22 protein-coding genes are annotated in these 23,954 nt (G+C 67.1%); 12 read left to right on the plus strand and 10 right to left on the minus strand.

What is annotated here, in order from left to right; all coding sequences use genetic code 11:
• Positions 1 to 36: 36 nt before the first annotated feature.
• The 3 genes from purH to ruvA all read left to right on the plus strand — a co-directional run bounded on the left by purH (position 37) and on the right by ruvA (position 2,838).
• Complete coding sequence (purH, locus tag ACNA0R_RS06875) at positions 37 to 1,626, plus strand: bifunctional phosphoribosylaminoimidazolecarboxamide formyltransferase/IMP cyclohydrolase (RefSeq protein ID WP_415825207.1); 1,590 nt, start codon at positions 37 to 39, stop codon at positions 1,624 to 1,626.
• Complete coding sequence (gene ruvC, locus ACNA0R_RS06880) at positions 1,626 to 2,177, plus strand: crossover junction endodeoxyribonuclease RuvC (protein WP_415825208.1); 552 nt, start codon at positions 1,626 to 1,628, stop codon at positions 2,175 to 2,177. Before purH ends, ruvC begins: the two co-directional genes overlap by 1 nt.
• Positions 2,178 to 2,265: 88 nt before the next feature.
• The gene (gene ruvA, locus ACNA0R_RS06885) at positions 2,266 to 2,838 is read left to right on the plus strand and encodes a Holliday junction branch migration protein RuvA (RefSeq protein WP_415825209.1); all 573 of its coding nucleotides are present in this window, start codon (positions 2,266 to 2,268) and stop codon (positions 2,836 to 2,838) included.
• Positions 2,839 to 2,862: 24 nt separating this feature from the next.
• Here ruvA and ACNA0R_RS06890 read toward each other — a convergent pair whose 3' ends face one another.
• Together ACNA0R_RS06890 and ACNA0R_RS06895 are read right to left on the minus strand one after the other, a co-directional pair.
• On the minus strand, positions 2,863 to 3,795 hold the full coding sequence (locus ACNA0R_RS06890) for a complex I NDUFA9 subunit family protein (protein WP_415825210.1): 933 nt from the start codon (positions 3,793 to 3,795) through the stop codon (positions 2,863 to 2,865).
• 176 nt (positions 3,796 to 3,971) lie between these two features.
• Positions 3,972 to 4,937 (minus strand): threo-3-hydroxy-L-aspartate ammonia-lyase, encoded by a 966-nt coding sequence (locus tag ACNA0R_RS06895; RefSeq protein WP_415825211.1) that lies wholly within the window; start codon positions 4,935 to 4,937, stop codon positions 3,972 to 3,974.
• A 177-nt stretch (positions 4,938 to 5,114) separates the two neighbouring features.
• Here ACNA0R_RS06895 and ruvB point away from each other — a divergent pair, with 177 nt between their 5' ends.
• The gene (gene ruvB, locus ACNA0R_RS06900) at positions 5,115 to 6,188 is read left to right on the plus strand and encodes a Holliday junction branch migration DNA helicase RuvB (protein ID WP_415825212.1); all 1,074 of its coding nucleotides are present in this window, start codon (positions 5,115 to 5,117) and stop codon (positions 6,186 to 6,188) included.
• Between the two features lie 10 nt (positions 6,189 to 6,198).
• Here the strand turns inward: ruvB and recQ are convergent, their stop codons facing one another.
• Entirely contained in the window at positions 6,199 to 8,025 is a 1,827-nt protein-coding gene (recQ, locus tag ACNA0R_RS06905; protein WP_415825213.1) for a DNA helicase RecQ, read from the minus strand.
• 124 nt (positions 8,026 to 8,149) lie between these two features.
• Positions 8,150 to 9,184 carry a fimbria/pilus outer membrane usher protein gene (locus tag ACNA0R_RS06910; protein WP_415825214.1) on the minus strand — a complete coding sequence of 345 codons (1,035 nt, stop codon included), beginning with the start codon at positions 9,182 to 9,184 and terminating at the stop codon, positions 8,150 to 8,152.
• A 684-nt stretch (positions 9,185 to 9,868) separates the two neighbouring features.
• Here ACNA0R_RS06910 and ACNA0R_RS06915 point away from each other — a divergent pair.
• Entirely contained in the window at positions 9,869 to 10,570 is a 702-nt protein-coding gene (locus tag ACNA0R_RS06915; protein WP_415825215.1) for a response regulator, read from the plus strand.
• Positions 10,570 to 12,033 carry a sensor histidine kinase RisK gene (risK, locus tag ACNA0R_RS06920; RefSeq protein ID WP_415825550.1) on the plus strand — a complete coding sequence of 488 codons (1,464 nt, stop codon included), beginning with the start codon at positions 10,570 to 10,572 and terminating at the stop codon, positions 12,031 to 12,033. Before ACNA0R_RS06915 ends, risK begins: the two co-directional genes overlap by 1 nt.
• Before the next feature lie 60 nt (positions 12,034 to 12,093).
• Here the strand turns inward: risK and ACNA0R_RS06925 are convergent, their stop codons facing one another.
• Together ACNA0R_RS06925 and ACNA0R_RS06930 are read right to left on the minus strand one after the other, a co-directional pair.
• Positions 12,094 to 13,128 carry a cytochrome d ubiquinol oxidase subunit II gene (locus ACNA0R_RS06925; RefSeq protein ID WP_415825216.1) on the minus strand — a complete coding sequence of 345 codons (1,035 nt, stop codon included), beginning with the start codon at positions 13,126 to 13,128 and terminating at the stop codon, positions 12,094 to 12,096.
• Positions 13,125 to 14,468: a cytochrome ubiquinol oxidase subunit I gene (locus ACNA0R_RS06930; RefSeq protein ID WP_415825217.1), complete on the minus strand. Its 1,344-nt coding sequence runs from the start codon at positions 14,466 to 14,468 to the stop codon at positions 13,125 to 13,127. Before ACNA0R_RS06930 ends, ACNA0R_RS06925 begins: the two co-directional genes overlap by 4 nt.
• Positions 14,469 to 14,612: 144 nt before the next feature.
• Here ACNA0R_RS06930 and ACNA0R_RS06935 point away from each other — a divergent pair, with 144 nt between their 5' ends.
• On the plus strand, positions 14,613 to 16,379 hold the full coding sequence (locus ACNA0R_RS06935) for a glutamine--tRNA ligase/YqeY domain fusion protein (RefSeq protein WP_415825218.1): 1,767 nt from the start codon (positions 14,613 to 14,615) through the stop codon (positions 16,377 to 16,379).
• An 84-nt stretch (positions 16,380 to 16,463) separates the two neighbouring features.
• Here ACNA0R_RS06935 and ACNA0R_RS06940 read toward each other — a convergent pair whose 3' ends face one another.
• Positions 16,464 to 16,859 (minus strand): hypothetical protein, encoded by a 396-nt coding sequence (locus ACNA0R_RS06940; protein WP_415825219.1) that lies wholly within the window; start codon positions 16,857 to 16,859, stop codon positions 16,464 to 16,466.
• A gap of 172 nt (positions 16,860 to 17,031) precedes the next feature.
• On the opposite strand from ACNA0R_RS06940, the gene minC reads away from it, so the two are divergent.
• The 3 genes from minC (at position 17,032) to minE (ending at position 19,123) form a co-directional block, all read left to right on the plus strand.
• Complete coding sequence (gene minC / locus ACNA0R_RS06945; protein ID WP_415825220.1) at positions 17,032 to 17,916, plus strand: septum site-determining protein MinC; 885 nt, start codon at positions 17,032 to 17,034, stop codon at positions 17,914 to 17,916.
• A gap of 133 nt (positions 17,917 to 18,049) precedes the next feature.
• Positions 18,050 to 18,865: a septum site-determining protein MinD gene (minD, locus tag ACNA0R_RS06950; RefSeq protein ID WP_415825221.1), complete on the plus strand. Its 816-nt coding sequence runs from the start codon at positions 18,050 to 18,052 to the stop codon at positions 18,863 to 18,865.
• A 3-nt stretch (positions 18,866 to 18,868) separates the two neighbouring features.
• Complete coding sequence (gene minE / locus ACNA0R_RS06955) at positions 18,869 to 19,123, plus strand: cell division topological specificity factor MinE (RefSeq protein ID WP_086063572.1); 255 nt, start codon at positions 18,869 to 18,871, stop codon at positions 19,121 to 19,123.
• A gap of 107 nt (positions 19,124 to 19,230) precedes the next feature.
• Here the strand turns inward: minE and ACNA0R_RS06960 are convergent, their stop codons facing one another.
• The 3 genes from ACNA0R_RS06960 to ettA all read right to left on the minus strand — a co-directional run bounded on the left by ACNA0R_RS06960 (position 19,231) and on the right by ettA (position 21,945).
• A complete protein-coding gene (locus ACNA0R_RS06960; protein WP_415825222.1) occupies positions 19,231 to 19,452 on the minus strand; it encodes a glycine zipper 2TM domain-containing protein in 222 nt (73 codons plus the stop codon).
• Positions 19,453 to 19,647: 195 nt separating this feature from the next.
• Positions 19,648 to 20,184 (minus strand): isochorismatase family protein, encoded by a 537-nt coding sequence (locus ACNA0R_RS06965; RefSeq protein ID WP_415825223.1) that lies wholly within the window; start codon positions 20,182 to 20,184, stop codon positions 19,648 to 19,650.
• An 87-nt stretch (positions 20,185 to 20,271) separates the two neighbouring features.
• Entirely contained in the window at positions 20,272 to 21,945 is a 1,674-nt protein-coding gene (gene ettA, locus ACNA0R_RS06970) for an energy-dependent translational throttle protein EttA (RefSeq protein ID WP_415825224.1), read from the minus strand.
• A gap of 218 nt (positions 21,946 to 22,163) precedes the next feature.
• Here ettA and ACNA0R_RS06975 point away from each other — a divergent pair, with 218 nt between their 5' ends.
• Both ACNA0R_RS06975 and ACNA0R_RS06980 read left to right on the plus strand, forming a co-directional pair.
• Positions 22,164 to 22,694 carry a hypothetical protein gene (locus ACNA0R_RS06975; protein WP_415825225.1) on the plus strand — a complete coding sequence of 177 codons (531 nt, stop codon included), beginning with the start codon at positions 22,164 to 22,166 and terminating at the stop codon, positions 22,692 to 22,694.
• Positions 22,695 to 22,801: 107 nt separating this feature from the next.
• Positions 22,802 to 23,950 (plus strand): ABC transporter substrate-binding protein, encoded by a 1,149-nt coding sequence (locus ACNA0R_RS06980; RefSeq protein ID WP_415825226.1) that lies wholly within the window; start codon positions 22,802 to 22,804, stop codon positions 23,948 to 23,950.
• The last annotated feature ends 4 nt before the right edge of the window (positions 23,951 to 23,954 follow it).

A 23,954-nucleotide genomic window follows, 5' to 3' on the forward strand; every position in this document is an offset into this window, starting at 1 on the left:
GCCCGCGATCCGCGTCGCGCTTTCCCGACTCCCATCATGAAAATCGAAACCGCCCTAATTTCGGTCTCCGACAAGACCGGTATCGTTGAATTCGCCCGCTCGCTGGCGGCGCGCGGCGTGCGCCTGCTGTCCACCGGCGGCACCGCGAAATTGCTGGCCGACGTCGGCCTGCAGGTCACGGAAGTGGCCGCGCATACCGGTTCGCCGGAAATCCTGGATGGCCGCGTCAAGACGCTGCATCCCAAGATCCACGGCGGCCTGCTGGCCCGCCGCGACAGCGAAGAGCATATGGCCACGCTGCAGGCCCAGGGCATAGACCGCATCGACATGCTGGTCGTGAATCTGTACCCCTTCCGCGAAACCGTGGCGCGCGATGACTGCACCTTCGCCGACGCGGTCGAGAACATCGACATCGGCGGCCCCGCCATGCTGCGCGCCGCCGCCAAGAATCACGGCACGGACGCCGGCGGCGTCACGGTGGTGATCGATCCCGCGGACTACACCCGCGTGCTGGCGGAAATCGATGCCAGCGGCACCACCTCCTACGCGCTGCGGCTGGCGCTGGCGACCAAGGTGTATGCGCACACCGCCGCCTACGACGGCGCCATCGCCGCCTACCTGAGCAGCCTGGCCGACGCCGCGCCGGCCCAGGAAGCGACGCCGGCGCGCAATGCCTGGCCCGAAACCTTGACGATCCAGATCCGCCAGCAGCAGGCCCTGCGCTACGGCGAGAATCCACATCAGTCGGCGGCCTTCTACGTCGACCCGCAACGCCCCGCGGGCGTGCTGGGCAACTACCGCCAGCTGCAGGGCAAGGAACTCTCCTACAACAATATCGCCGACGCCGATGCCGCGTGGGAATGCGTACGCACCTTCGACAGCGCCGCCTGCGTCATCGTCAAGCATGCCAATCCCTGCGGCGTGGCCGTTGCCGGGCATGCGCTGGAAGCGTATCGCAAGGCCTTCAAGACCGACCCCACGTCGGCCTTCGGCGGCATCATCGCTTTCAACCGGCCGGTGGATGCGGCCATGGCCGAAGCCGTCAGCGAGCAATTCCTGGAAGTGTTGCTGGCGCCCGCCTATGACGGCGCCGCGCTGGCGCTGCTCGCCAAGAAGAAGAACGTCCGCGTGCTGGAAGTGCCGACCGGCGCCGGCCACAACGCCTTCGACGTCAAGCGCGTGGGCGGCGGCTGGCTGGTGCAGACGCCGGATTCCTTCACGGTGGCGCCCGATGCGCTGAAGGTCGTGACCCGCAAGCAGCCCACCGAGCAACAGATGCTGGACATGATGTTCGCCTGGAAGGTCGCCAAGTACGTGAAGTCCAACGCCATCGTGTTCTGCGCCGACGGCATGACGCTGGGGGTGGGCGCGGGCCAGATGAGCCGCGTGGACTCCGCGCGCATCGCCTCCATCAAGGCGGAAAACGCCGGCCTGACGCTGAGCGGATCGGCCGTGGCGTCCGATGCGTTCTTCCCCTTCCGCGATGGCCTGGACGTGGTGGTCGCGGCGGGCGCGAACTGCGTGATCCAGCCGGGCGGCAGCGTGCGCGATGATGAAGTCATCGCCGCGGCCGACGAACACGGCATTGCGATGGTGCTGACCGGCACCCGCCACTTCCGCCACTGATGCGCATCCTGGGCGTCGATCCCGGCCTGCGCCGCACCGGCTTCGGCGTCATCGACGCCGACGGACCGCGCCTGCGCTACGTGGCCAGCGGCACGGTGGTCGTGCCGCCCATGAACACGCTGGCCGACCGCCTGAAGGTGATCCTGGACAACCTGCGCGAAGTCGTCCGCGAGACGCGGCCGGACGTCGCCGCATTGGAAATCGTCTTTCTGAACACCAACCCCGCATCCACGCTGCTGCTGGGCCAGGCGCGCGGCGCGGCGCTGTGCGCCATGGCCGACAGCGGGCTGGCGGTGCATGAGTACACGGCGCTGCAGATCAAGAAGTCGGTGGTGGGCACCGGCCGGGCGGCCAAGGAGCAGGTGCAGGAAATGGTGCGCCACCTGCTCGCGCTGGACGGCTTGCCGGCGCCCGATTCGGCCGACGCGCTGGCCTGCGCGATCTGCCATGCCCACGTCGGCCCGCTGGCCGATCGGCTGGCGGCGCTGAACCAGCCGCTGGCACCCGTTCGCCGCCGCATGCGTCTGCGTGGCGGACGGCTGTCGGGGTAGGATCGGATCCGGCCGCGCCTGGCCGGCCGCGCCTAGCCGGCCGCGCCTGGCCGGCCACACTTATTCAACACCTCAGAACGAATCGATCATGATCGGAAGACTCACCGGCACGCTCATCGAAAAATCGCCTCCCACCGTTTGCGTGGACGTCAACGGCGTGGGCTATGACGTCGACGTGCCCATGAGCACGCTGTACTCCCTGCCCGAGAACGGCGCGCGGGTCGCGCTGTACACGCATCTGACGGTGCGCGAGGACGCGCATCTGCTCTACGGCTTCGCCACGGTGGCGGAACGCAGCGCCTTCCGCGAACTGATCAAGGTGAGCGGAATCGGCGCTCGTACCGCCCTGTCGGTGCTGTCCGGATTGTCCGTGGCGGACCTGGCGCAGGCGATCACGCTGCAGGAATCCGGGCGGCTGACCCGCGTACCGGGCATAGGCAAGAAAACCGCCGAGCGCCTGCTGCTGGAAATGCGCGGCAAACTGGGCGCCGATATAGGCGCGACGCCGCATGCGGTGCCCGATAGCCAGTCGGACATCCTGAACGCCCTGCTGGCCCTGGGCTATTCGGAAAAAGAATCGCTGGCGGCGCTCAAGACCCTGCCGGAAGGGGTCGGCGTGTCGGATGGGATACGGCAGGCATTGAAGTCGCTGGTGCGCTGAAGCACGGCTCGTCTCCTGGGCGGGCTACATGCCGCGGGCCCGCGGCCGGCCCAGGTATCCCGGCACGACGGCTTCCATCGCGGTGGGTATGATGCCCAGCTCCGTCGACATGCTGGCGCGGCTGACGCTGTCCACCTTCAGGCTGTCCAGGTTGTCCGGCGTCATCAGCGGCCGCCCCGGCAGGCAAGCCAGGACGGCGGCCTGGAGACGGCCCAGGCCCATCGGAACGTCGATGACCATGCGCGGATGACCGCTCCATTTGGCGCACATACCGGCGATCGCGCCCATGGTGTGCACCTGCGGCCCGGCCAGCTCGTAGACCTTGCCGTAGGTGTGCGGGTCGGCGAGCATGGTGTCGATGGCGGCGGCGACATCCTCCACATAGACGGGCTGCATGCGCGACTGCGCGCCGGCCAGCGGGAGCACCGGCAGCCAGCGCGCCAGGCGCGCGAACAGGTTGGTGAAGTTGTCGTCGTGGCCGAAAACCACGGCTGGCCGCACGATGGTCCATGCGGGGTCCGGCACACCGGAGAAAGTATCGCGGACGGCCGCCTCGCCGGCGCCCTTGGACCGTAGATACATGCTGGGGCCATCAACATCGGCGCCGATCGCGCTGACGTGAATCATCCGCCGTACGCCATTGCGCAGACAGCCCTGCGCAATACGGCGTGGCAAATCCACGTGCGCGCGGGCGAAGCCGGGACCATACGGACGCCCCCGGCCATCGTGCAGGATGCCGACCAGATTGACGACGGCATCGCAATCGCCCAGCAGCTCGTCCAGCGTGGCGTCGTCGTAGACGTTCGATTGGGACAGGGTCACGGTGGGCACGACCTGCAGATCGCGGCCCCGCGCGTACAAGCGCGTCGGCACGTGCACCTGGTGCTTGGCCACGCCCAGGCGCGCAACCAGATGACGGCCGATGAAGCCGGTGCCGCCTATGACAAGGATGCGCATCCGCCGCTCCCGCGTCGATCCAAAACAGGGTCGATTCTGCGCCGTGGCGACCGGTTGATGCAAGCGGGACAAACGGCGCCGGCCGACCGCGGGCCTGGCCGATCGGCGGCATGGGCTGGCCCGGCCCGGCTGGACGGCCGCCTGGCCGCGCCGGCTCGGGCCACCATGCCGGGCGATCAGGAGCCCAGGAAGCCGGCGTAGGCTTTCAGGTCGACGTTGCCACCGCTGATGATGACGCCGACCCGTGCATCGCGGGTCGGAACAATCTGGTTCAGCACCGCCGCCGCGCCCAGGCAGCCGGTGGGCTCGACCACCATCTTCATGCGCTCGGCGAAAAACTTCATCGCATCGATCAGTTGCGCGTCGCTGACCGTCACGATGTCGGTGACGTGCTGGCGGATGATGGGGAAGGTCAGCTCGCCCAGATGCGTGGTCAAGGCGCCGTCGGCGATGGACTTGGGCGTGGGAATGGGGATGACGTGGCCGGCGCGCAGCGACTGCTGGCCGTCGTTGCCGGCCTCCGGCTCCACCCCGTACACCTTGCAGGAGGGACTGAGCGCGGCCGCCGACAACAGCGATCCCGACAGCAGGCCGCCGCCGCCCAGGCAGACGAACAGATAATCCAGCTCCCCGACCTCTTCGAACAATTCCTTGGCCGCGGTGCCCTGCCCCGCGATGACGTCGAAATGATCGTAGGGCGGAATCAGCGTGGCGCCGGTTTCAGCCTGCAGGCGCTTGGCGACGGCCTCGCGGTCTTCCTTGTAGCGGTCGTAGGTGACGACCTTGCCGCCGTAGCCTTCCGTCGCCGCGCGTTTGGCCGCGGGGGCGTCCAGCGGCATGATGATGGTGGCCGAGACGCCCTGCAGCCGGGCCGCCAGCGCGATGGCCTGGGCGTGATTGCCGGAAGAAAACGTCACCACGCCCGCGCGCCGCTGCTCGGGCGTCAACCGGGCGATGGCGTTGTAGCCGCCGCGGAACTTGAATGCCCCCATGCGCTGGTAGTTCTCGCACTTGAAATAGATGCGCGCACCCGCCCGGGCGTCGGCGGTGGTGGACGTCAGGACCGGCGTGCGATGCGCCGCGCCGCTCAGTCTTTCACTGGCGGCGGCGACGTCGGCATAGGTGGGCAATTCGCGGGACATGTTTTTTCCTAGGCGAGGAGTTTGGCGAAAACCGAAGGATGATAGTGCAGCGCGCCGTCGTTGTCCCGGCGGCAGCGTGGCGGCGGGCGCGGTGTGGCAGCGGGCGCGGCGTGGCGGCGCGGGTCGCGCCGGGCCCCGTGGTGTACGATAATCACGGCATTCTTCGCCGCTCCCCTCATGGCCATCCAGTCCGACTCCCTCTCATCCCGCCCAGACGCCGGCCGACTCGTCGCGCCGCAGCCCGTATCCCCGAACGAGGAGTCGATCGAGCGCGCCCTGCGCCCCAAGATCCTGCGCGACTATGTCGGCCAGGACCGCGCGCGCGAACAGCTGGAGATCTTCATCGCGGCGGCCCGCAAGCGCGGCGAGGCGCTGGACCATGTGCTGCTGTTCGGCCCTCCCGGGTTGGGCAAGACGACGCTGGCGCACATCATCGCGCATGAGATGGGCGTGCAGCTGCGGCAGACTTCCGGCCCCGTGCTGGAACGCCCGGGTGACCTGGCGGCGCTGCTGACCAATCTGGAAAAGAACGACGTCCTGTTCATCGACGAGATCCACAGGCTGTCGCCGGTGGTGGAAGAAATCCTCTACCCCGCGCTGGAAGACTTCCAGATCGACATCCTGATCGGCGAGGGTCCGGCCGCGCGCAGCGTCAAGCTGGACCTGCAGCCCTTTACGCTGGTCGGCGCCACCACCCGCGCCGGCATGCTGACCAATCCGCTGCGCGACCGCTTCGGCATCGTGTCGCGGCTGGAGTTCTATAACGCCACCGACCTGGCGCACATCGTCAGCCGCAGCGCCGCGCTGCTGCAAGCCGCCATCACGCCGGAAGGCGCCGATGAAGTCGCCCGGCGGGCGCGCGGCACGCCGCGCATCGCCAACCGCCTGCTGCGCCGCGTGCGCGACTACGCGGAAGTCAAGGCGCAGGGGCGCATCGACGCCAAGGTCGCGGGCGCCGCGCTTGCCATGCTGGAAGTCGACCCGCAGGGGCTGGACCTGATGGACCGCAAGCTGCTGGAGGCCATCGTGCACAAATTCGATGGCGGCCCGGTGGGCGTGGACAGCCTTGCCGCCGCCATAGGCGAAGAACGCGACACCATCGAAGACGTCATCGAACCCTATCTGATCCAGCACGGGTATCTGCAGCGCACGCCGCGTGGCCGCATGGCCACGCAAACGACCTGGCGCCACCTGGGATTGACGCCACCCGCGGGCGCCACAGCCGCCACGGGCGATCTCTTCGGCGGGTAAGCAAGGCGCCTCAAGCGCAGCCGGCCACGCACTCCAGGATTTCGTCGCCGTAGGCTTCCAGCTTGCGCGCGCCCACGCCGCTGATCCCGCCCAGCTCGTCGGCCGACCCGGGACGGGCCAGGGCGATCTCGCGCAACGTGGCGTCATGGAAGATCACATAAGCCGGCACGCCATGGTTGCGAGCCACGCCGGCCCGCCAGGCGCGCAGCGCTTCGAATACCGGCTGCGCATCGGCCGGCAGCTCCACGGCCGGCGCCCGGCCGCGCGTTCCGGCGCTCTTGGCGGCGCGCGCCGCCTTGGGCGATTCCCGCCGCAGCATTAACTGGCGTTCGCCCTTGAGCACCGCGCGGCTGGCTTCGGTCAGCGCCAGCGTCCCATAGCCCTCATGGTCGACGGTAAGCAGCCCCTGCGCCAGCAACTGCCGCAACACGCCGCGCCACGCCGAGTCCGAAAGATCCGCGCCGACGCCGAACACCGACAGTGTCTGATGCCCGTATTGGTTGACGCGGTCCGTGGTCTTGCCGCGCAGGATATCGATGATGTGGCCGGCGCCATAGCGCTGGCCGCGCTCCTTCCATAGCCGGTACACGGCCGACAGCACCTTCTGCGCCGCCACGGTGCCGTCCCAGGCCTGCGGCGGATCCAGGCAGACGTCGCAATTGCCGCAGGGGCCGATCTGCTGGCCGAAGTACGCCAGCAAACGCACGCGCCGGCATTCCACCGTTTCGCACAGGCCCAGCATCGCATCCAGCTGCTGGCCCAGCCTGCGCTTGAAGACGTCGTCACCGGGCGATTCGTCGATCATGCGGCGCTGCTGCACCACATCCTGCAGCCCGTAGGCCAGCCAGGCCGTCGCGGGCAGCCCATCGCGGCCGGCCCGGCCGGTCTCCTGGTAGTAGCCTTCCACCGATTTCGGCAGATCGATGTGGGCGACGAAGCGCACGTCCGGCTTGTCGATGCCCATGCCGAAGGCGATGGTGGCGACCATGACGATGCCGTCCTCGCGCAGGAAGCGCGACTGGTTGGCCGCGCGCACGGTAGCGCCGAGCCCGGCGTGATAGGGCAAGGCCTGGACGCCGTTGTTGCAGAGAAATTCCGCGGTTTCCTCCACCCGCGCGCGCGAGAGGCAATACACCACGCCCGAATCGCCGGCGTGTTCGTTGCTGATCAGGTCCAGCAGCTGCTTGCGCACCTCGTTCTTTTCGACGATGCGGTAGCGGATATTGGGACGATCGAAGCTGGCGACGAAGTGGCGGGCCTCATCCAGCGCCAGGCGCTGGGCGATTTCGGCGCGCGTGGCCGCCGTGGCGGTGGCCGTCAGCGCGATGCGCGGCACCTGCGGCCAGCGCTCGTGCAACAGCGACAGCCCCATGTATTCCGGCCGGAAATCATGGCCCCACTGCGACACGCAATGCGCTTCGTCGATGGCGAACAGGGCGATGCGGCCACGGTCCAGCAGGTCCAGGCAGCGGTCCGTCAGCAGACGTTCCGGCGCGACGTAAAGCAGGTCGAGCTCGCCGTCCAGGAATGCGCGCTCCACCTCGCGCGCGACGCGCCAATCCTGGGTGGAATTCAAAAAGGCGGCCCGCACGCCCAGTTCGGTCAGTGCATCCACCTGGTCCTGCATCAGCGCGATCAGGGGCGACACGACCACGCCGGTGCCTTCACGCACCAGCGCGGGCACCTGGTAGCACAGCGATTTGCCGCCGCCGGTCGGCATCAGGACGAGCGCATCGCCACCCTGGATCACGTGATCGACAATGGCCTGCTGTTCGCCGCGGAAGGACTCGTAGCCGAAAACGCGCCGCAGGACTTCCAGGGCGCGCGGCTCAGACATGAAGAAAAGCCGATAGCATCATGGCGGGCATTTTATAGGAGCGGCGGACCGGCGGCGCGGGCGCCGGGACATCGCGAACACGCGACCTCGCGGCCGGGCGTCGCCGCGGCGGCCTGGCGCCGGCCTAGCGTCCGCCCAGCGGCATGGTCAGTTGCATGTTCACGCCGTAATCGCCGGTGATCACGTCATGGTCCGCGCCCACCGCAAGACGCACATTGGGCGACAGCATCATGCTTTGCGAAATGCCGTAGCGGCGTTCCAGCATTTCGCCGCTGGTGTCGCGCAAGCCGGAATAAGTGCCGCTGAGTTCGCCCCAGCCGCTGATGGGCACTCCGGCGGAGAAAGTATTGCGCCACTGGCTGGTCGCCGAGGTCCCGTCCTGGTAGGTGGACAAATCGCCGTAGCCGCTGCTGGTCAATTCATTGCCATAGCCCAGCCTGACCGCGTCGAATACCTTGACGTTGTAGCCCAGGTTGTAGCGCCGGCCCTGCGCGGTATCGAAATGGCTTTGCGTCGCGCCGCCTTGCAGCGTGCCCCACTCTCCCATCGAATACGTGGTGCCCAGCCCCGTCGTGGTGAGCGCCCGCGCGCTCTGCACCTGCCCTTCGAGCGTGAGGTCCGGCGTCAGCCCATAGCGCACGGCGTTGCTGCCCGCGGGCGCCCCGTACTGGACGCCACCGGCCGTGACCGCCGGATCGGTGTTGTTGATGCGTCCCCACACGGACGAATAACCCAGCTTGCCTTCGGGCACGGTGCTGTCGCTGCTCGCCGTCAGGTTGGAGACCTGCACGCCGCCTATGGTGGCGGCGCTGCTCCAGGCAGGCGCGAACGGCGTCAGGCTGCCCAGCGATACGGAGGGACCGTCGACGCCGCGATAGGTCAGGCTGCGTTCGCCCAGTTGCATGCCGCCTTCGGGCGTCACGCTGGAGAACCACGGTTTCGGGGTACCCAACGGGCGGCCCCATTTGACGGGGGTGGAGCCCGGCGGCAGCGGGACATAGTCCAGGGCCAGACCGCCGGCCATGGAATCGGCCGCTTCCGACGCCGCGGTGGGCACGACCGGGCAACCCAGGAGTTCGCCTTCCGGGCCGGAGCCGCCCGGCTGCGCGTCCAGCCGGGATATGCCGGCGGCCGCACCCGCCTCGGCGGGGTCCGCCAAGGCGACGTTTCCCGACGTCGCGTCAGCCGACGCCGCATCCGCGGATGGTTCGTTCCCGGCGGCGACGCTTGCTGGGGCGGCGTCTGCAGAGCCAGCGTTTCCCGGGCCTGCATTTCGTGAGGCGACATCCGCGGAAGCGGCGCTCGCCGACGCGCCGTTCACCTCAGCGCCCGCGGCGCCGGCCTCGCCCGCCGGCGCTGTCACGGGCGGGCACGGCAGGAGCTCGGCGGTGACACCTACCGAAGCAGGCGGCTTGACCGGCATAGGGAGCGCGGGCGCCAGCACGCCCAGGCCGCGTCCGGCCTGCGCCAACAGCACCGGTTCGCGCGCGGGGCTAACGGTGCCCGTCACGGGCAATGTGGAGTTCGCGGGGACTGTCGCCGCTTGCGCGCCCGGCTGGGCGCCGCCAGCCACCGCGGCGGCAAGCGCGGCGCGACACACACGCCGCCAGACTAAAACATGCATAAGGCCAAATTCCGGTGCCAGGGGGCGTATTCATCCGCGCGGCGTCTAGGCCCGCTGTAGCGGAAGGCGTCGCCCTGGCCGTTACATATCCGCCTCCTCCTCGAACACCGCATTTTAATCGGCCCGACCCGCTGCTGTGCCTTATAGTTGCCGTCGATTACCGATTTCAGTTCATTTCCTCCCCTTGCCGGCGGGGCGCCGGCCTCGCAATATGCGGACATGGAAACGCCTCATACCAAATTGCTGGTCGTCGACGACGACCCGGCCCTGCGGCAACTGCTGGCCGACTACCTGAACCGGCACGGATACGACACCCTGCTTGCGCCCGACGCGGCCGACCTGCCGGCGCGCATCGCCCGCTACGCGCCGGACCTGCTGGTGCTGGACCGCATGCTGCCGGGCGGCGACGGCGCGGACGCCTGCCGCCGCCTGCGCGAACAAGGCGAGGACATTCCCGTCATCCTGCTGACCGCCCGCGACGAAGCCGTCGACCGCATCATCGGCCTGGAAGCCGGCGCCGACGACTACCTGGGCAAGCCTTTCGACCCGCGTGAACTGCTCGCGCGCATCGAGGCGGTACTGCGCCGCAAGAAAGGCCCGTCGGCGTTGACGCGCGACGCGGCCGTCAGCTTCGGTCCCTTTGTCTTCGAACCGGCCACACGGCAGCTGCTGCGCGACGGCGTCGCGGTCAAGCTGACCGGCGGCGAAATCAACCTGCTGGAAGCCCTGGTCCGCAACGCCGGCAAACCGCTGTCGCGCGAACGGCTGCTGGCCCTGGCCCGCGACGACGACGCCGGCGAACGCAATGATCGCGCCATCGACATCGCCATCCTGCGGCTGCGCCGCGCCATCGAGGAAGACCCCAAGCAGCCGCGCTGGATCCAGACCGTGTGGGGCATAGGCTACCGATTCTCTCCGTGATGAAATTTTCGCCGCGGTCACTGCTGCCGCGTTCGCTGCGCACCCGCCTGATCCTGCTGGTACTGGGCTGCATGCTGGTGGCGCAAGCCGGCACGCTTGCGGTCGGCTCGCACTATCGCGAACGCTTCATCGACGACGTGGTGATGGACTACATCGTCACGACCATACGCACACTGCGCGCGGCGGTGTCCGAAGTGCCCGCGGAAGACCGCGCCGGCTTCGTGCGCGACGCATCGGGCGGGCAATGGCATCTGTGGGCCCGCTCCCTGCCGGCCGAGGCGCAACTGGCCCGTTTCCATCGCGGCGGCCTGCCGCCGCCGCCCCCGCGCGACGGCGCTTCCGACGCGGATCGCGAAGCCCGGCTGGCCGAGCTGCGCGAATACCGCCGCCAGCGCCCCGACGGCCCGGACGACGACATCCGCCGCGACCTGCGCGGGCTGGTGCGCCAGCTCAACGAACGCCTGAACGACGGCACGCGCGTGGCGCTGTCGCGCGGTCCGCGCCCGGAGGTATTCATTTCGCTGGCGCCCAATCCCACCAGCGAAGATACGCCACAGCTGCGCGAGTGGCTGGTCATTCCGCTGGACCGCCTGGACCCGCCGCTGGCCACGCCCATGGTGATCACCTGGCTGGCGGTGTTCGGCGTGGTCCTGATACTGGCCGGCGGGTTTTCCTGGCACATCACGCGCCCCATCACGCGCCTGGCCGAAGCCGCGGACAAACTGGCCGCCGGACAGCCGCAGCGCGTCGAGCCCTCGGGCCCGCACGAAACGCGCGTGCTCGGCGAGCGCTTCAATGCCATGCTGGACGCATTGCAGGAGTCGGAGTCGGTTCGGCGCACATTGCTGGCCGGCCTGCCGCACGACCTCAAGGCGCCCTTGTCACGCATGTGGCTGCGCATCGAAATGTCCGACGACGCCGTGCTGACCGAAGGCTTGCGCAAGGACCTGCACGATATGCAGTACATGGTCGACCAGTTCATCGGTTTCGTGCGCGGCACCGATCCGGCCGGCTACCGCTATGCGCCCATCCCCCTGGCCGAGTGGCTGACGGAAAGGGTGCAGGGCTGGCAGGGCGCGGGTTCGCCGGTGACGCTGCGGATCGATAGCGACCCGTCCATGACCGTGCATGGCGACGCGGTCGCGCTGGCGCGCCTGCTCGACAACCTGATCGCCAATGCCCTGCATCATGGCGCGCCGCCGGTGGAAGTTTCTTTGGCGGAACAGGACGGGAAAGCGGTATTGCGCGTATCCGATCACGGCGCGGGCATACCGGCCGAGCGCCGCGCCGAAGCCCTGCGTCCCTTCGCGCGGCTGGACGATGCCCGCACCCGCACCGGCAACGTCGGCCTGGGCCTGGCGCTGGCCGACGCCATCGCGCGCGCGCATGGCGGCACGCTGGCGCTGGGCAGCGCGCCCTGGGGTGGATTGAGCGTCGAGATCGTTCTGCCCTTGCAGACCTGAGCCGCGGCGCGGCCATGCGCATGCGGGCCGATCCGCCCGATCCCGGGCGGACTGGCCCGCTTAGCCCGGCACCCTGCGCGCCTTGCCGAACACGGACCGGTACGCCAGGATGTTGAACACCAGGAGCAAGGGAATGGCCACGATCGCGCCGGACAGGACCAGGCGCATCGAACCCAGCGACGCGGCGCCGTCCCACAAGGTCATATCGTCCAGGATCAGGAACGGAAACATGCTATAGGCCAGGCCGCCCAGCATCAGCAGGAACAGGCCCACGCAGGTCACGAAAGGCACCCAGCTGAAACGTTCGGCATGGCGCGGCAGCCGTATCAACACCATTTCGGTGCCGACGAAGCCCAGCAGCATCGCGACCCACACGGCCACCGCCAGGCCAAGATGCGACAGGTTGCTCCATTTATAGAAGATGCCCGCATTCGCCAGCCCCAGCGTGACCGCGATCGCCACCATGCCGGCGGCCGTCCAGCGAATCGCATGACGCGCCCAGTTCACCGCGCGACGCTGCAGATCGCCATCCACCCGCATCGTCAACCAGGTGGCGCCCAGCAGCACATAGGCCGCCACCGCGCACAACCCCACGAACAAGGAAAAGCCGTGATAGCCGGCGGTATTCTGGTAGCCGGTGGCGATCCGTCCGAGCGCCATGCCCTGTCCGAACGCCGTCATCAAGGATCCGATCCAGAACGCCGTCACCCAGCGCGGCTTGGATTCCGTACGGGCGCGCAAGCGGAATTCATAGGAGACGCTGCGCAGCACGACCCCCAGCACCATCAATGTCAACGGCGCATAAAGCTGCCCCAGCACCGTGCCCCAGGCGAATGGAAACGCCGCCGCGAACAGGCCTATACCCAGCAGCAGCCAGAATTCGTTGGCGTCGCGCCAGGGGCTGAGCAGCCCCAGCATGCGCCCGCGTTCTTCCGCCGGCGCCAGCTGCAGGAGAATGCCCACGCCCAGGTCGAACCCGTCCAGCACTGTTCCCGCCACCACCAGCACGAACAGCATCCCCATGAACACCAGCGGCATCCAGAACGATGGATCGTCCGGACTGAGCCCCAGCGATGCGGCCAGCGTCGCGATCACGATACCGCTCCCGCCGCCTTGCGCACCGGCACCACGCCGTAGCGCGCCGCATGGAAAAGCATGCGCACGAAGGCTGTGAAAAGCACCCCGTACAACACCATATAGCCCAGGGTGCCGTACAACAGCGAACGCGGCGAAGCCGTGCCCAGGATTTCCGATTGCGTGATGGCCCCGTTGACCGCGTAGGGCTGCAGGCCGACGATGGTGAAGACCCAGCCGAAAACCACCAGCGCCCCGCCCGCGAACGTCATCGCCGCCAGCGTCCGCAGCCAACGCCGCGACAGGAAAGATGGATCGAAGCCGCGTTTGCGCAGCTTGAACAAGGTGGCCCAGGCGGCGCAAGCCATCAGGCCCGCCAGGATCACGATGGCGCGCAGGGACCAGAACGTCAGCGCCACCGGGGGCTGCATGTTGGCGTAGTTTTCCAATGCCAGGAAATGGCCGTTGACATTGCGGCCCAGCCAGCGCGCCGCGGCGCCCCGCACCGTCCAGGCGCCGCGATTGGCGGACAGGTCGGCGTCGGGCCAGCCCAGCAGGACCAGGTCCGGCGGATCGCCTTCATGCCAATAGGCCAGCGCGGCCGCCGCCTTGGCCGGCTGGTAATGGGCGGTCAGCTTGCCCATGCCTATCCCTACGGGCACCAGCAGCACGACCGAAATGCAGGCCAGGCCCAGCGCTGCCCGGAAGCCCAGGCGCTGGCCGTCGTCCAGCGGCCGGCGCAGGGCCTGCCAGGCGGTAATGCCCATGATCAGGAATGCCGCCGCCAACAGGGCGCCCAGCGTCGTCGAACCTATCGTCCATCCCAGCGAAGGATTGAAGACCACCTTGGCCCAGTCGTAGATCTGGAAACGGCCGTCCACCACGACGGCGCCGTCGGGCGTCTGCATCCAGGACACCAGCGCCAGCACCCAGAACGCGGTGGCCACGTGGCCCAGCGCCACCATCAGCACCGACAGGGTGTGCACGGCTTCCGAGACGCGCCGCTGGCCGAACAGCATGACGCCCAGAAAGCAGGATTTCAGGGCGAACACCGACAGCACGGCGAAACCCAGCAGCGGCCCGGCCACATTGCCGATCTTGTCCATCAGGCCCGACCAGATGGTGCCGAGCTGCAGCAGCACGGGCACCCCGGAGGCCAGCGCAAGAATGAAAGCCAGGGCGAAAATCCGCACCCAGAAACGATAGGCGGCGGTCCAGCCTGCGTCGCCGGTGGCGCGGGCACGCAGCTTGAAATACAGCAATAGCCAGGACAAAGCCAGCGCCAGCGCCATGAAAAGCGCCACGAAGGCCAGGCACGCGATGAACTGCAGACGTCCCAGGAATAAGGGGGGGATGCTCATGGTGGGCGCTAGTTTAGACGCGTTTGCGCCCGCCGGGCGGCCTTGCCGCGGCCCGGCGCGCCGGTTCGCCATGGAGGCTGCCGAGGCGGCCGCGGCCGAACGTGGCAAAATTGTCCCTTTGCCGCCGCCTTTACGACGCACAGCATGACCACTGCTTCCCCGCCCCCCGCCGCTGCCAACTTTCTGCGGCACATTATCGAGGCCGACCTCAAGGCCGAGCGCTTCAAGGACAAGCATTGGGCCGGCGTTCCCGGTCCGGCGGCGGTGCAGGCCCAGGGTGGCCTGGACCCGGCCCGCATCCGCACCCGCTTCCCGCCCGAGCCGAATGGCTACCTGCACATCGGCCACGCCAAAAGCATCTGCGTGAACTTCGGACTGGCGCGGGACTACGGCGGCACTTGCCATCTGCGCTTCGACGACACCAATCCCGAAAAGGAAGACCAGGAATACGTCGACGCCATCATCGAGGCGGTGCGCTGGCTGGGCTTCGACTGGAAAGCCGCCGACGGCCGTGAACAGCTGTATTTCGCCAGCGACTACTTCGACACCATGTATGCCTTCGCGCAGGCGCTGATCCGCGCCGGCTACGCCTACGTGGACCAGCAATCGCCCGAAGAAATCCGCGCCAGCCGCGGCACGCTGACCGAACCGGGCAGGAACTCGCCCTGGCGCGACCGGCCGGCCCAGGAATCGCTGGACCTGCTGGCGGAAATGCGCGACGGCAAGCATCCGGACGGCAGCATGGTGCTGCGGGCGCGCATCGACATGGCGTCGCCCAACATCAATCTGCGCGACCCGGTGATCTATCGCGTGCGCCACGCCACCCACCACCGGACGGGCGACAAATGGTGCATCTACCCCATGTATACCTGGGCGCATCCGATCGAGGATGCCCTGGAAGGCATCACCCACAGCATCTGTACGCTGGAGTTCGAAGACCAGCGGCCGTTCTACGACTGGACGCTGGACCGGCTGGCCGAACTGGGCCAGCTGGCGCGCCCGCTGCCGCACCAATATGAGTTCGCGCGCCTGAACCTGACCTATGTCGTGACCAGCAAGCGCAAGCTGCTGCAGCTGGTGCGCGACGGCCACGTGGACGGTTGGGACGATCCGCGCATGCCGACCCTGTTCGGCATGCGTCGGCGCGGCTATCCGGCCTCCGCCATCCGCCTGTTCTGCGATCGCACCAGTATTTCCAAGTCGGATTCGCGCATCGACTACAGCCTGCTGGAAGCCGCGGTGCGCGACGAACTGGACCCGGTCGCGCCGCGCTCCGTGGCCGTGCTGCAGCCCTTGAAGCTGGTCATCACCAATTACCCGGAAGACCGCGTCGAGATGTGCAACGCGCCGCGCAATCCGCATGATCCGGCGCAGGGCCAGCGCGAGTTTCCGTTCTCGCGCACCCTGTGGATAGAGCAGGATGACTTTCGCGAAGAGCCGCCCAAGAAGTATTTCCGCCTGTTCCCGGGCAATCTGGTGCGGCTGAAGTACGGCTACGTGGTCCGCTGCACCGGCTTCGTCAAGGACGACCAGGGCAATGTGATCGAAGTCCAGGCGGAGTATCTGCCGGAAACCAAGAGCGGCACCCCGGGCGCGGATAGCGTCAAGGTCAAGGGCAATATCACCTGGGTCAGCGCGGCGCACGCCATCGGCGCCACGATCCAGCTTTATGACCGCCTGTTCGCCGATCCGCATCCGGACGCCGGCGACAAGGACTTCATCGCGGCCTTGAATCCCCATTCGCGCCAGACCGTGTATGGCTGGCTGGAGCCGGGCACCGAACTCGTGCCGGGCGTCACGTGGCAATTCGAACGGCTGGGTTATTTCACCCTGGATAGCGCGACCTCGACGGCGGAAACGCCTATCCTGAATCGCGTGGTCACGCTGAAGGATTCCTGGGGCCAGGGCTGAGTCGACGATGGCGCGGCCCGGGCGGATGCCGGGGGCGCGCAACGCGATCCGGTGACGGACGTCCCCACCCTCCCCGGCCGGCGGCTACGGGCGGCGCCGGCCGGGATCCGGATCCAGGTTCGTGGGCGATGAGCCCGTGTCGTCGGGCCGGTCCATGGGTGGCGCCGCCACGTTATTGGACGGCAGCAGCCCCTTGCGCTCGGCCTCGCCCAATGGATCGGACGAGGCGGTCTTTCCGCCGTCCTGCCCGGCATGACGCGATGACCCGCCGTCCGCCGGGCGGCCGGAAGACGCCTTTTCACGGCCCCGCGGATCCATTGCATCGTCACCGGGCTTGCGGTCGCGATCGTCATGTACGGGCAATTCCTTGTCCGGCAAGGCCCCGCCATCCGGGTCGTAGCCCTTTTCCAGCGTGCGCAGCGCTTCTTCTTCCTGGCCGCTCAGACCGGTAGGGCGGCGCGGTGTATCGCGATTGCTCATGGAAATACTCCTGTTCAGCCGATGACGGTTCGCCAGCTGTCGCGCAAGGCATGTGCCCGTCCCACCGTCCGGCGCGCGGCAATGTCGCGGCAACGGTCGGGCCGGTGGCCGCTCGGTTATCATGCCCGTCGTTGCCGTAACCGGCGGCCATTTCCGGTTTTTCGCCGCAAAGATGAGCTCTGATTCCCTTGCCCTGGATTTCAAAAGCGCCACGCTTTATGCCGTGCGCGTCGTATTGCATAGCGCGGATATCGCCCGGCTGACCGCCGCCCTCGATCAGCGCATGGCTGACGCGGGCAGCTTTTTTGAAAACGAAGCCGTTGTGATCGACGCCAGCCGCGTCGATGGCCCGGTGGACTGGCCCGCGCTACTGGACGCCCTGCGTGGACACAACCTGCCGCCCATCGGCGTAGTGGCCGAAGGCGACAATCTGCAGGCCGCCCAGGCCGCGGGACTGACGCCGGTAGAGCTATCGACACCGCCTGCCCGGACGGCCCCGGCGGATGCCGGCAATTCGCCGCCGCCGATGCCCACGCAGCCGGCCGCCGCCCTGACCGCGGCGCCGGCGCCAGCGCCGCAAGGCGGCACTGAAGAAGCGACGCCGGCCGCCACGATCAGCGCATCGCCGGCCGCGACCGGACGCACGCGCGAGCCCGTGCCCTCGCGCGCGGCGCGGGAGACGACGTCGTCGCCCTCGCCCACGCCCGCCGACCCGCAATCTTCATCCGCCCTGGTGATCAGCCGCCCCTTGCGTTCCGGGCAGCGCGTCTACGCGCGCCACACCGACCTGGTGGTGATCGGCATGGTCAGCCCAGGGGCGGAAGTCATCGCCGACGGCAATGTCCACGTGTACGGGCCGCTGCGCGGCAAGGCCATGGCCGGCGCGCGCGGCGACACGTCGGCGCGCATCTTCACCACCCACCTGGACGCCGAGCTGCTGGCGGTCGCCGGGGTGTACCGCGTCGTGGAAGACAAACTGGACGCCACGCTGCACGGTCAGCCGGCCCTGGTCCGGCTGGACGGCGACACTTTGCGTATCGAAGCGTTGAAAGCGTGACGGCCTCGGCAGGCCGCCCCGCATGGGGACTTGGTGACCAAGGGTTGCCAGGAGCGTTGAAGAAGCGCTAAACCCGCAGTTTTGCTTTACGATACTGCGATTTATTTGCTCAGGACATAAGGGTTCTATCAACATGACGCGTACTGTTGTGGTCACTTCCGGCAAGGGCGGGGTGGGCAAGACGACTACCAGCGCCAGTTTCTCTTCCGGCCTCGCGATGCGCGGACACAAGACCGCCGTTATCGACTTCGACGTCGGCTTGCGCAATCTGGACCTGATCATGGGCTGCGAACGGCGCGTCGTGTACGACTTCGTCAATGTCATCCAGGGCGAAGCCTCGTTGAAGCAGGCGCTGATCAAGGACAAACAGCTGGAAAACCTGTTCATCCTGCCCGCTTCGCAAACCCGCGACAAGGATGCCTTGACGCAGGAAGGCGTGGGCAAGGTCATCGACGAATTGAAGGAGATGGGCTTCGACTACATCGTCTGCGATTCGCCCGCCGGCATCGAAACGGGCGCCTTGATGGCGGCCTACTACGCCGACGACGCCTTGGTGGTCACCAATCCGGAGGTCTCCTCGGTGCGCGACTCCGACCGCATCCTGGGCATCCTGGCGGCCAAATCCAAGCGCGCGGTGGAAGGCGACGAACCCGTCAAGGAATATCTGCTGTTGACGCGCTACAACCCCAAGCGCGTGTCCGAAGGCGAAATGCTGTCGCTGACGGACATCGAAGACATCCTGCGCATCAAACTGATCGGCGTCATTCCCGAATCCGAATCCGTTCTGCAAGCGTCCAACCAGGGCGTGCCGGCCATCCACCTGAAGGATACCGACGTCGCGGAAGCGTACAAGGATGTGGTGGCCCGGTATCTCGGCGAGGAGCGTTCGCTGCGTTTTACCGACTATGCGAAGCCCGGTTTCCTGAAACGCATATTCGGAGGCAAGTAATCGATGTCCCTTCTGTCCTTTCTGCTCGGTCAGAAAAAGTCATCCGCCAGCGTTGCCAAGGAGCGTCTGCAGATCATCCTGGCGCATGAGCGTTCGGGCCGCGACGGCTCGCCCGACTATTTGCCGCAACTGCAGCAAGAGCTGATCGCCGTCATCTCGAAATACGTGAAAATCAACCCCGAAGATATCAAGGTGCACCTGGAACGCCAGGACACGCTGGAGATACTCGAGGTCAAGATCGAGATGCCGCAGCCTTAGCTGTCGCATACGCTCAGGCAAGGACGCGAAAGGCCCGTCCCGCGCAATGCGGGACGGGCCTTTTTTTGATTGCCTGGCGGGCGCCGGCGAGCCGGCGCCCGCGCGCTTTACTTGCCGACCTGGTTGCCGATGACGCCGCCGATGGCCGCGCCGCCCACCGTGCCCAGCACACCGCCGTTGGTGATGACGGCGCCGGCCACGCCGCCGATACCCGCGCCCGTGACCGTCGCCTTCTGCCTATGGCTCATGCTGTCCCAAGTCGAGCATCCGGCGGCGGAGGCCGTGATCAGCGCAACCGCGCACAGTTTGGAAAGTGTTTTGATCTTCATGATTTCTTCTCCTGACATCGAAGGCGCCAAGCGGGGAATCAGCCTGCCCCCGCGCCGTCTTCGGCGATGCCGTCATGGACGACATGACCAGCATTGCAAAGGAATGACGCCCGGGGTGTGAACATTGCCCAACAGTTGTGTCAATACGTTCAGTCCCGCGCAAGCCGCGAGGCGCGGTGTTGCTCGACCGGCAGGCTATTTGACCAGACGTAACACGTCACGGAACCGCGGGTGACCGCAGCTGCCCAGCCATTCGAACAAGACCATCTCGACAGTGAGAACGTCGATATCGTGGGCCCTTGCGCGCTGCATCGCAAAATGGAAGTCGGCATGCCGGCGCGAGCCGCAGGCATCGGCCACCAGGCATACGTGCCGGCCCATGCGCCGCAGATCGAGCGCGGTTTGCAGTACGCAGATGTGCGCTTCGCAGCCGGCGACGAATACCGTGCCGCGGGCGTTCGGCAGCCAGCTGTCGAAACCCGCCTCGGCCGCCGCGGAAAAATGCATCTTCTGGAAGATGGCGCGGACATGGGCCGCGACCTCGGGCAGCGTTGGCCCCAGGGCGGCGCGATGGTGTTCGGTGGCCACGACGGGCACGTCCAGCAGGACCGCGCCGGCCGCCAGCTTCACGGCGGCGGCCAGGACCGTGTCGCCGTCTTCGATCACCGGCATCAGCCGCGCCTGCATATCCACGATCAAGAGAGTCGAATCCGCTGCGTCGTGGACAGGCATGGCGTTCTCCGAGGGTTCTTGTGCCGCGGCTGGCCTCAGCCGCGGCATCCCGGCCGCATTACAGAACGCGGCCCGTTCCTGCGCGCATTACTTCAGCGGCTTATAGCGCAGCCGCTTGGGCTTGGCGCCTTCTTCACCCAGGCGGCGCCGCTTGTCGGCCTCGTATTCCTGGTAGTTGCCATCGAAGAACACGACCTGCGAATCGCCTTCGAAGGCCAGGATGTGCGTGGCGATACGATCCAGGAACCAGCGATCGTGGCTGATCACCATGACGCTGCCCGGGAATTCGAGCAGGGCGTCTTCCAGCGCGCGCAGCGTTTCCACGTCCAGATCGTTGGACGGCTCGTCCAGCAGCAGCAGATTGCCGCCGGCGATCAGCGTCTTGGCCAGATGCAGGCGCCCCCGTTCGCCGCCCGACAGCTGGCCGACGATCTTGTTCTGGTCGCCGCCCTTGAAATTGAAGCGGCCCAGATAGGCGCGCGACGACATTTCGAACTTGCCGACGGTCAGCACGTCCGCGCCATCGGCGATGGCGTCGAACACCGTCTTGTTGTCGGTAAGCGAATCGCGCGACTGGTCCACGTAGGCCAGCTTGACCGTCTGGCCCAGGGTGACCTTGCCCGAATCGGGCTGCTCGCGGCCGGCCAGCATGCGGAACAGCGTGGATTTACCCGCGCCGTTGGGACCGATGATGCCGACGATGGCGCCCGGCGGCACCTTGAAGCTGAGGTTGTCGATCAGCAGGCGATCGCCATAGGCCTTGCTGACATTTTCGAATTCCACGACTTCATTGCCCAGCCGCTCGCCGACCGGGATGAAGATTTCCTGGGTTTCGTTGCGCTTCTGGTATTCGTAGGAAGACAGCTCTTCGAAACGCGCCATGCGGGCCTTGGCCTTGGCTTGACGGCCCTTGGGATTCTGCCGGACCCACTCCAGTTCTTTCTTGATTGTCTTCTGGCGCGCGGATTCGGTGGCTTCTTCCTGCTTGAGGCGGTCTTCCTTTTGCTCCAGCCACGAGCTGTAGTTGCCCTTCCAGGGGATGCCGTGGCCCCGGTCCAGTTCCAGTATCCATTCGGCGGCGTTGTCCAGGAAATAGCGGTCGTGGGTAACGCCGACCACGGTGCCGGGAAATTTCTGCAGGAACTGCTCCAGCCACTCGACGCTTTCGGCATCCAGGTGGTTGGTGGGTTCATCCAGCAACAGCATGTCGGGCTTGGACAGCAGCAGCCGGCACAGCGCGACGCGGCGCTTTTCACCGCCCGACAGATGCTCGACGGATGCGTCCCAGGGCGGCAGGCGCAGGGCGTCGGCGGCGATTTCCATCTGATGCTCGATATCGTCCGCGCCGCTGCTGGCGGCGGCGGCGATGATGGCTTCCAGTTCCGCCTGCTCGGCCGCCAGCTTGTCGAAATCGGCATCCGGCTCCGCATAGGCGGCATAGACCTCGTCCAGCCGCTTGCGCGCGGTGACCACGGCGCCCAGGCCTTCTTCGACCGCCTGCCGCACGGTGTGCGAGGGATCCAGCTGCGGTTCCTGCGGCAGATAGCCGATGTTCAGGCCCGGCATGGGCACGGCTTCGCCTTCGATGTCCTTGTCGACCCCGGCCATGATTTTCAGCAGGGTCGATTTGCCCGAACCGTTCAGGCCCAGCACACCGATCTTGGCGCCGGGGAAGAAAGACAGCGAAATATCGCGCAGAATCTGACGCTTCGGCGGCACGATTTTGCCGACGCGGTTCATGGTGTAGACGTATTGGGCCATGGAGGAAGCTTGAAAATATCCGATCGAATTGGTGATTGTAGGGCGTGTCGGCGCGCGGAGCGACCGTCACGCGTGCCGGCGACGACACGCCGCAATCAACGGCAAGAAAGAAAAAGCAGGGACGACCCATTGGCCGATTCTCCTTTTGCCGCTCTTTCGATATTCTTACAGTTCTCATTGGCGCCTCGCGAGGCGTCGCGCAGCAGCAGGAACACATAATGTCCGCCTCAGCCACTCCCCCCGATTCCGTTTCGCGCTTCCAGGCCGCGGAACTGGACATGCTGGCCAAAACCGCCGACGCGCTCAGCGCCTATCTGGGCAAGCCGGTGCTGGCCGAAGTCGGCACCGCGGACGACGGGCTCGAATGGGTCACCTTCGGCATACCGCTGGACGCCGACGCGCTCGAAGGCGGCGAGCACGACCCCGTGCGCGTGCAAATGGGCGGTCCCGATGCCAGGCTGCTGGGCAGTCGCGGCGGCCTGACGGGCACCGACGAGCAAGCCTACGATTGCCTGTACCTGTGGGCCATACAGATCACGCTGGCCGAAGGCGAACGTTTCGTGAAGCTGGACCAGGACGGGGAGGAATCCGCCTGGTCCGACACCTTGGCCGACGTATTGCCCTTTGTCCTTTCCGATGAAGACCTCGCCGCCCTCGAAGACGACGATGACGATGACGAGGACGAGGACGACGATGAGGATCACGGCGGCGCGCCGAACGGCGAGCGCGGCGGCCCGCCCCGCCATTGAGCGGCCGCGGGCATGATGACAGGAGTGTCGCGCGGCCATGCGCGGCATGCCCGCCGCGTGGTTCAATAGCGGCCGTTGCCTGATCCATCCCGATCCTGGAGCCCACCATGCCGTCCAAAGCCTTGCGTGCCGCCATGGCGCTGCTGGCCGCCTGCCTAACCCTGCCGAGCTTCGCGCAAATGAAGATCGGCGTCGTCACGTCCTCGACCGGCCCGACGGCGCTGGTCGGTATCCCGCAGAAGAACACCGTACCCCTGCTGCCGACGCGCATCGGCGACCTGACGGTGCAATACATCGTGCTGGACGACGCCAGCGACACGACGCAATCGGTCACCGCGGTGCGCAAGCTGATCAACGAAGACCACGTCGACGCCATCATCGGACCGCCCGGATCGCCCAATACGCTGGCCATCCTGCCCTTCATCGCGGAAGCCGGCGTCCCGCTGCTGGCGCCGGTCGGCACGGCGGCGGCGGTGCTGCCCATGGACGCGCAAAAGAAGTGGGTTTTCAAAACCACGCAAAACGACGACATCATCGCCCAGGCCCTGGTGGACCACATGGCGCTGACCGGCGTGAGAACGGTGGGCTTCATCGGCCTGAACGATCCCTATGGCGAAAACTGGCACAAGGTCTTCGCCGACCTGGCCGCGCGGCGCCGTATCGAGATCGTCGCCGACGAACGCTATGTGCGCACGGACAGCTCGGTCACCGGCCAGGCCTTGAAGCTGCTGGCGGCCAAGCCGGACGCCGTGCTGATCGCGGCCCCCGGCGGCGCCAGCGTACTGCCCGAAACCACGCTCGTGGACCTGGGCTACCGGGGCCGGTTCTACCAGACCCACGGTGCCGCGCTGCCCGACTTCCTGAAGCTGGGCGGCAAGAAGGTGGAAGGCACCATCCTGGCGGCCGGCCCCATGCTGGTGCTGCCGGAAATACCGGACGACAACCCGTCCAAGAAGGTTGCCACCGCCTACATCGACGCCTATCGCGAGCGCTATGGCGCGGCGCCGGCCACCTTTGGCGCGAATGTCTACGACGCCGGCCTGTTGCTGGAGCACGCCGTTCCCCAGGCCGAGAAAGCCGGCGAACCGGGCACGGCGGCCTTCCGATCGGCGCTGCGCGACGCGCTTGAGCAAACGCGCGACCTGGTCGGCACGCAGGGCGTGTACAACATGACGCCCCAAGACCATAGCGGTTTCGATCAACGCGGCCGCGTCCTGATCACGGTGAAGAACGGCAACTGGGCGCTGGTCAAGTAGCGGC

The sequence above is a fragment of the Bordetella sputigena genome (assembly GCF_965137885.1).
GTDB classification, from domain to species: domain Bacteria; phylum Pseudomonadota; class Gammaproteobacteria; order Burkholderiales; family Burkholderiaceae_B; genus Bordetella_C; species Bordetella_C sputigena.

Excerpts from the sequence above, each read along its gene's own strand:
- purH (WP_415825207.1), top strand. The coding sequence starts at position 37 with ATGAAAATCGAAACCGCCCTAATTTCGGTCTCCGACAAGACCGGTATC.
- ruvC (WP_415825208.1), top strand. The coding sequence starts at position 1,626 with ATGCGCATCCTGGGCGTCGATCCCGGCCTGCGCCGCACCGGCTTCGGC.
- ruvA (WP_415825209.1), top strand. The coding sequence starts at position 2,266 with ATGATCGGAAGACTCACCGGCACGCTCATCGAAAAATCGCCTCCCACC.
- ACNA0R_RS06890 (WP_415825210.1), bottom strand. The coding sequence starts at position 3,795 with ATGCGCATCCTTGTCATAGGCGGCACCGGCTTCATCGGCCGTCATCTG.
- ACNA0R_RS06895 (WP_415825211.1), bottom strand. The coding sequence starts at position 4,937 with ATGTCCCGCGAATTGCCCACCTATGCCGACGTCGCCGCCGCCAGTGAA.
- ruvB (WP_415825212.1), top strand. The coding sequence starts at position 5,115 with ATGGCCATCCAGTCCGACTCCCTCTCATCCCGCCCAGACGCCGGCCGA.
- recQ (WP_415825213.1), bottom strand. The coding sequence starts at position 8,025 with ATGTCTGAGCCGCGCGCCCTGGAAGTCCTGCGGCGCGTTTTCGGCTAC.
- ACNA0R_RS06915 (WP_415825215.1), top strand. The coding sequence starts at position 9,869 with ATGGAAACGCCTCATACCAAATTGCTGGTCGTCGACGACGACCCGGCC.
- risK (WP_415825550.1), top strand. The coding sequence starts at position 10,570 with ATGAAATTTTCGCCGCGGTCACTGCTGCCGCGTTCGCTGCGCACCCGC.
- ACNA0R_RS06930 (WP_415825217.1), bottom strand. The coding sequence starts at position 14,468 with ATGAGCATCCCCCCCTTATTCCTGGGACGTCTGCAGTTCATCGCGTGC.
- ACNA0R_RS06935 (WP_415825218.1), top strand. The coding sequence starts at position 14,613 with ATGACCACTGCTTCCCCGCCCCCCGCCGCTGCCAACTTTCTGCGGCAC.
- ACNA0R_RS06940 (WP_415825219.1), bottom strand. The coding sequence starts at position 16,859 with ATGAGCAATCGCGATACACCGCGCCGCCCTACCGGTCTGAGCGGCCAG.
- minC (WP_415825220.1), top strand. The coding sequence starts at position 17,032 with ATGAGCTCTGATTCCCTTGCCCTGGATTTCAAAAGCGCCACGCTTTAT.
- minD (WP_415825221.1), top strand. The coding sequence starts at position 18,050 with ATGACGCGTACTGTTGTGGTCACTTCCGGCAAGGGCGGGGTGGGCAAG.
- minE (WP_086063572.1), top strand. The coding sequence starts at position 18,869 with ATGTCCCTTCTGTCCTTTCTGCTCGGTCAGAAAAAGTCATCCGCCAGC.
- ACNA0R_RS06960 (WP_415825222.1), bottom strand. The coding sequence starts at position 19,452 with ATGAAGATCAAAACACTTTCCAAACTGTGCGCGGTTGCGCTGATCACG.
- ACNA0R_RS06965 (WP_415825223.1), bottom strand. The coding sequence starts at position 20,184 with ATGCCTGTCCACGACGCAGCGGATTCGACTCTCTTGATCGTGGATATG.
- ettA (WP_415825224.1), bottom strand. The coding sequence starts at position 21,945 with ATGGCCCAATACGTCTACACCATGAACCGCGTCGGCAAAATCGTGCCG.
- ACNA0R_RS06975 (WP_415825225.1), top strand. The coding sequence starts at position 22,164 with ATGTCCGCCTCAGCCACTCCCCCCGATTCCGTTTCGCGCTTCCAGGCC.
- ACNA0R_RS06980 (WP_415825226.1), top strand. The coding sequence starts at position 22,802 with ATGCCGTCCAAAGCCTTGCGTGCCGCCATGGCGCTGCTGGCCGCCTGC.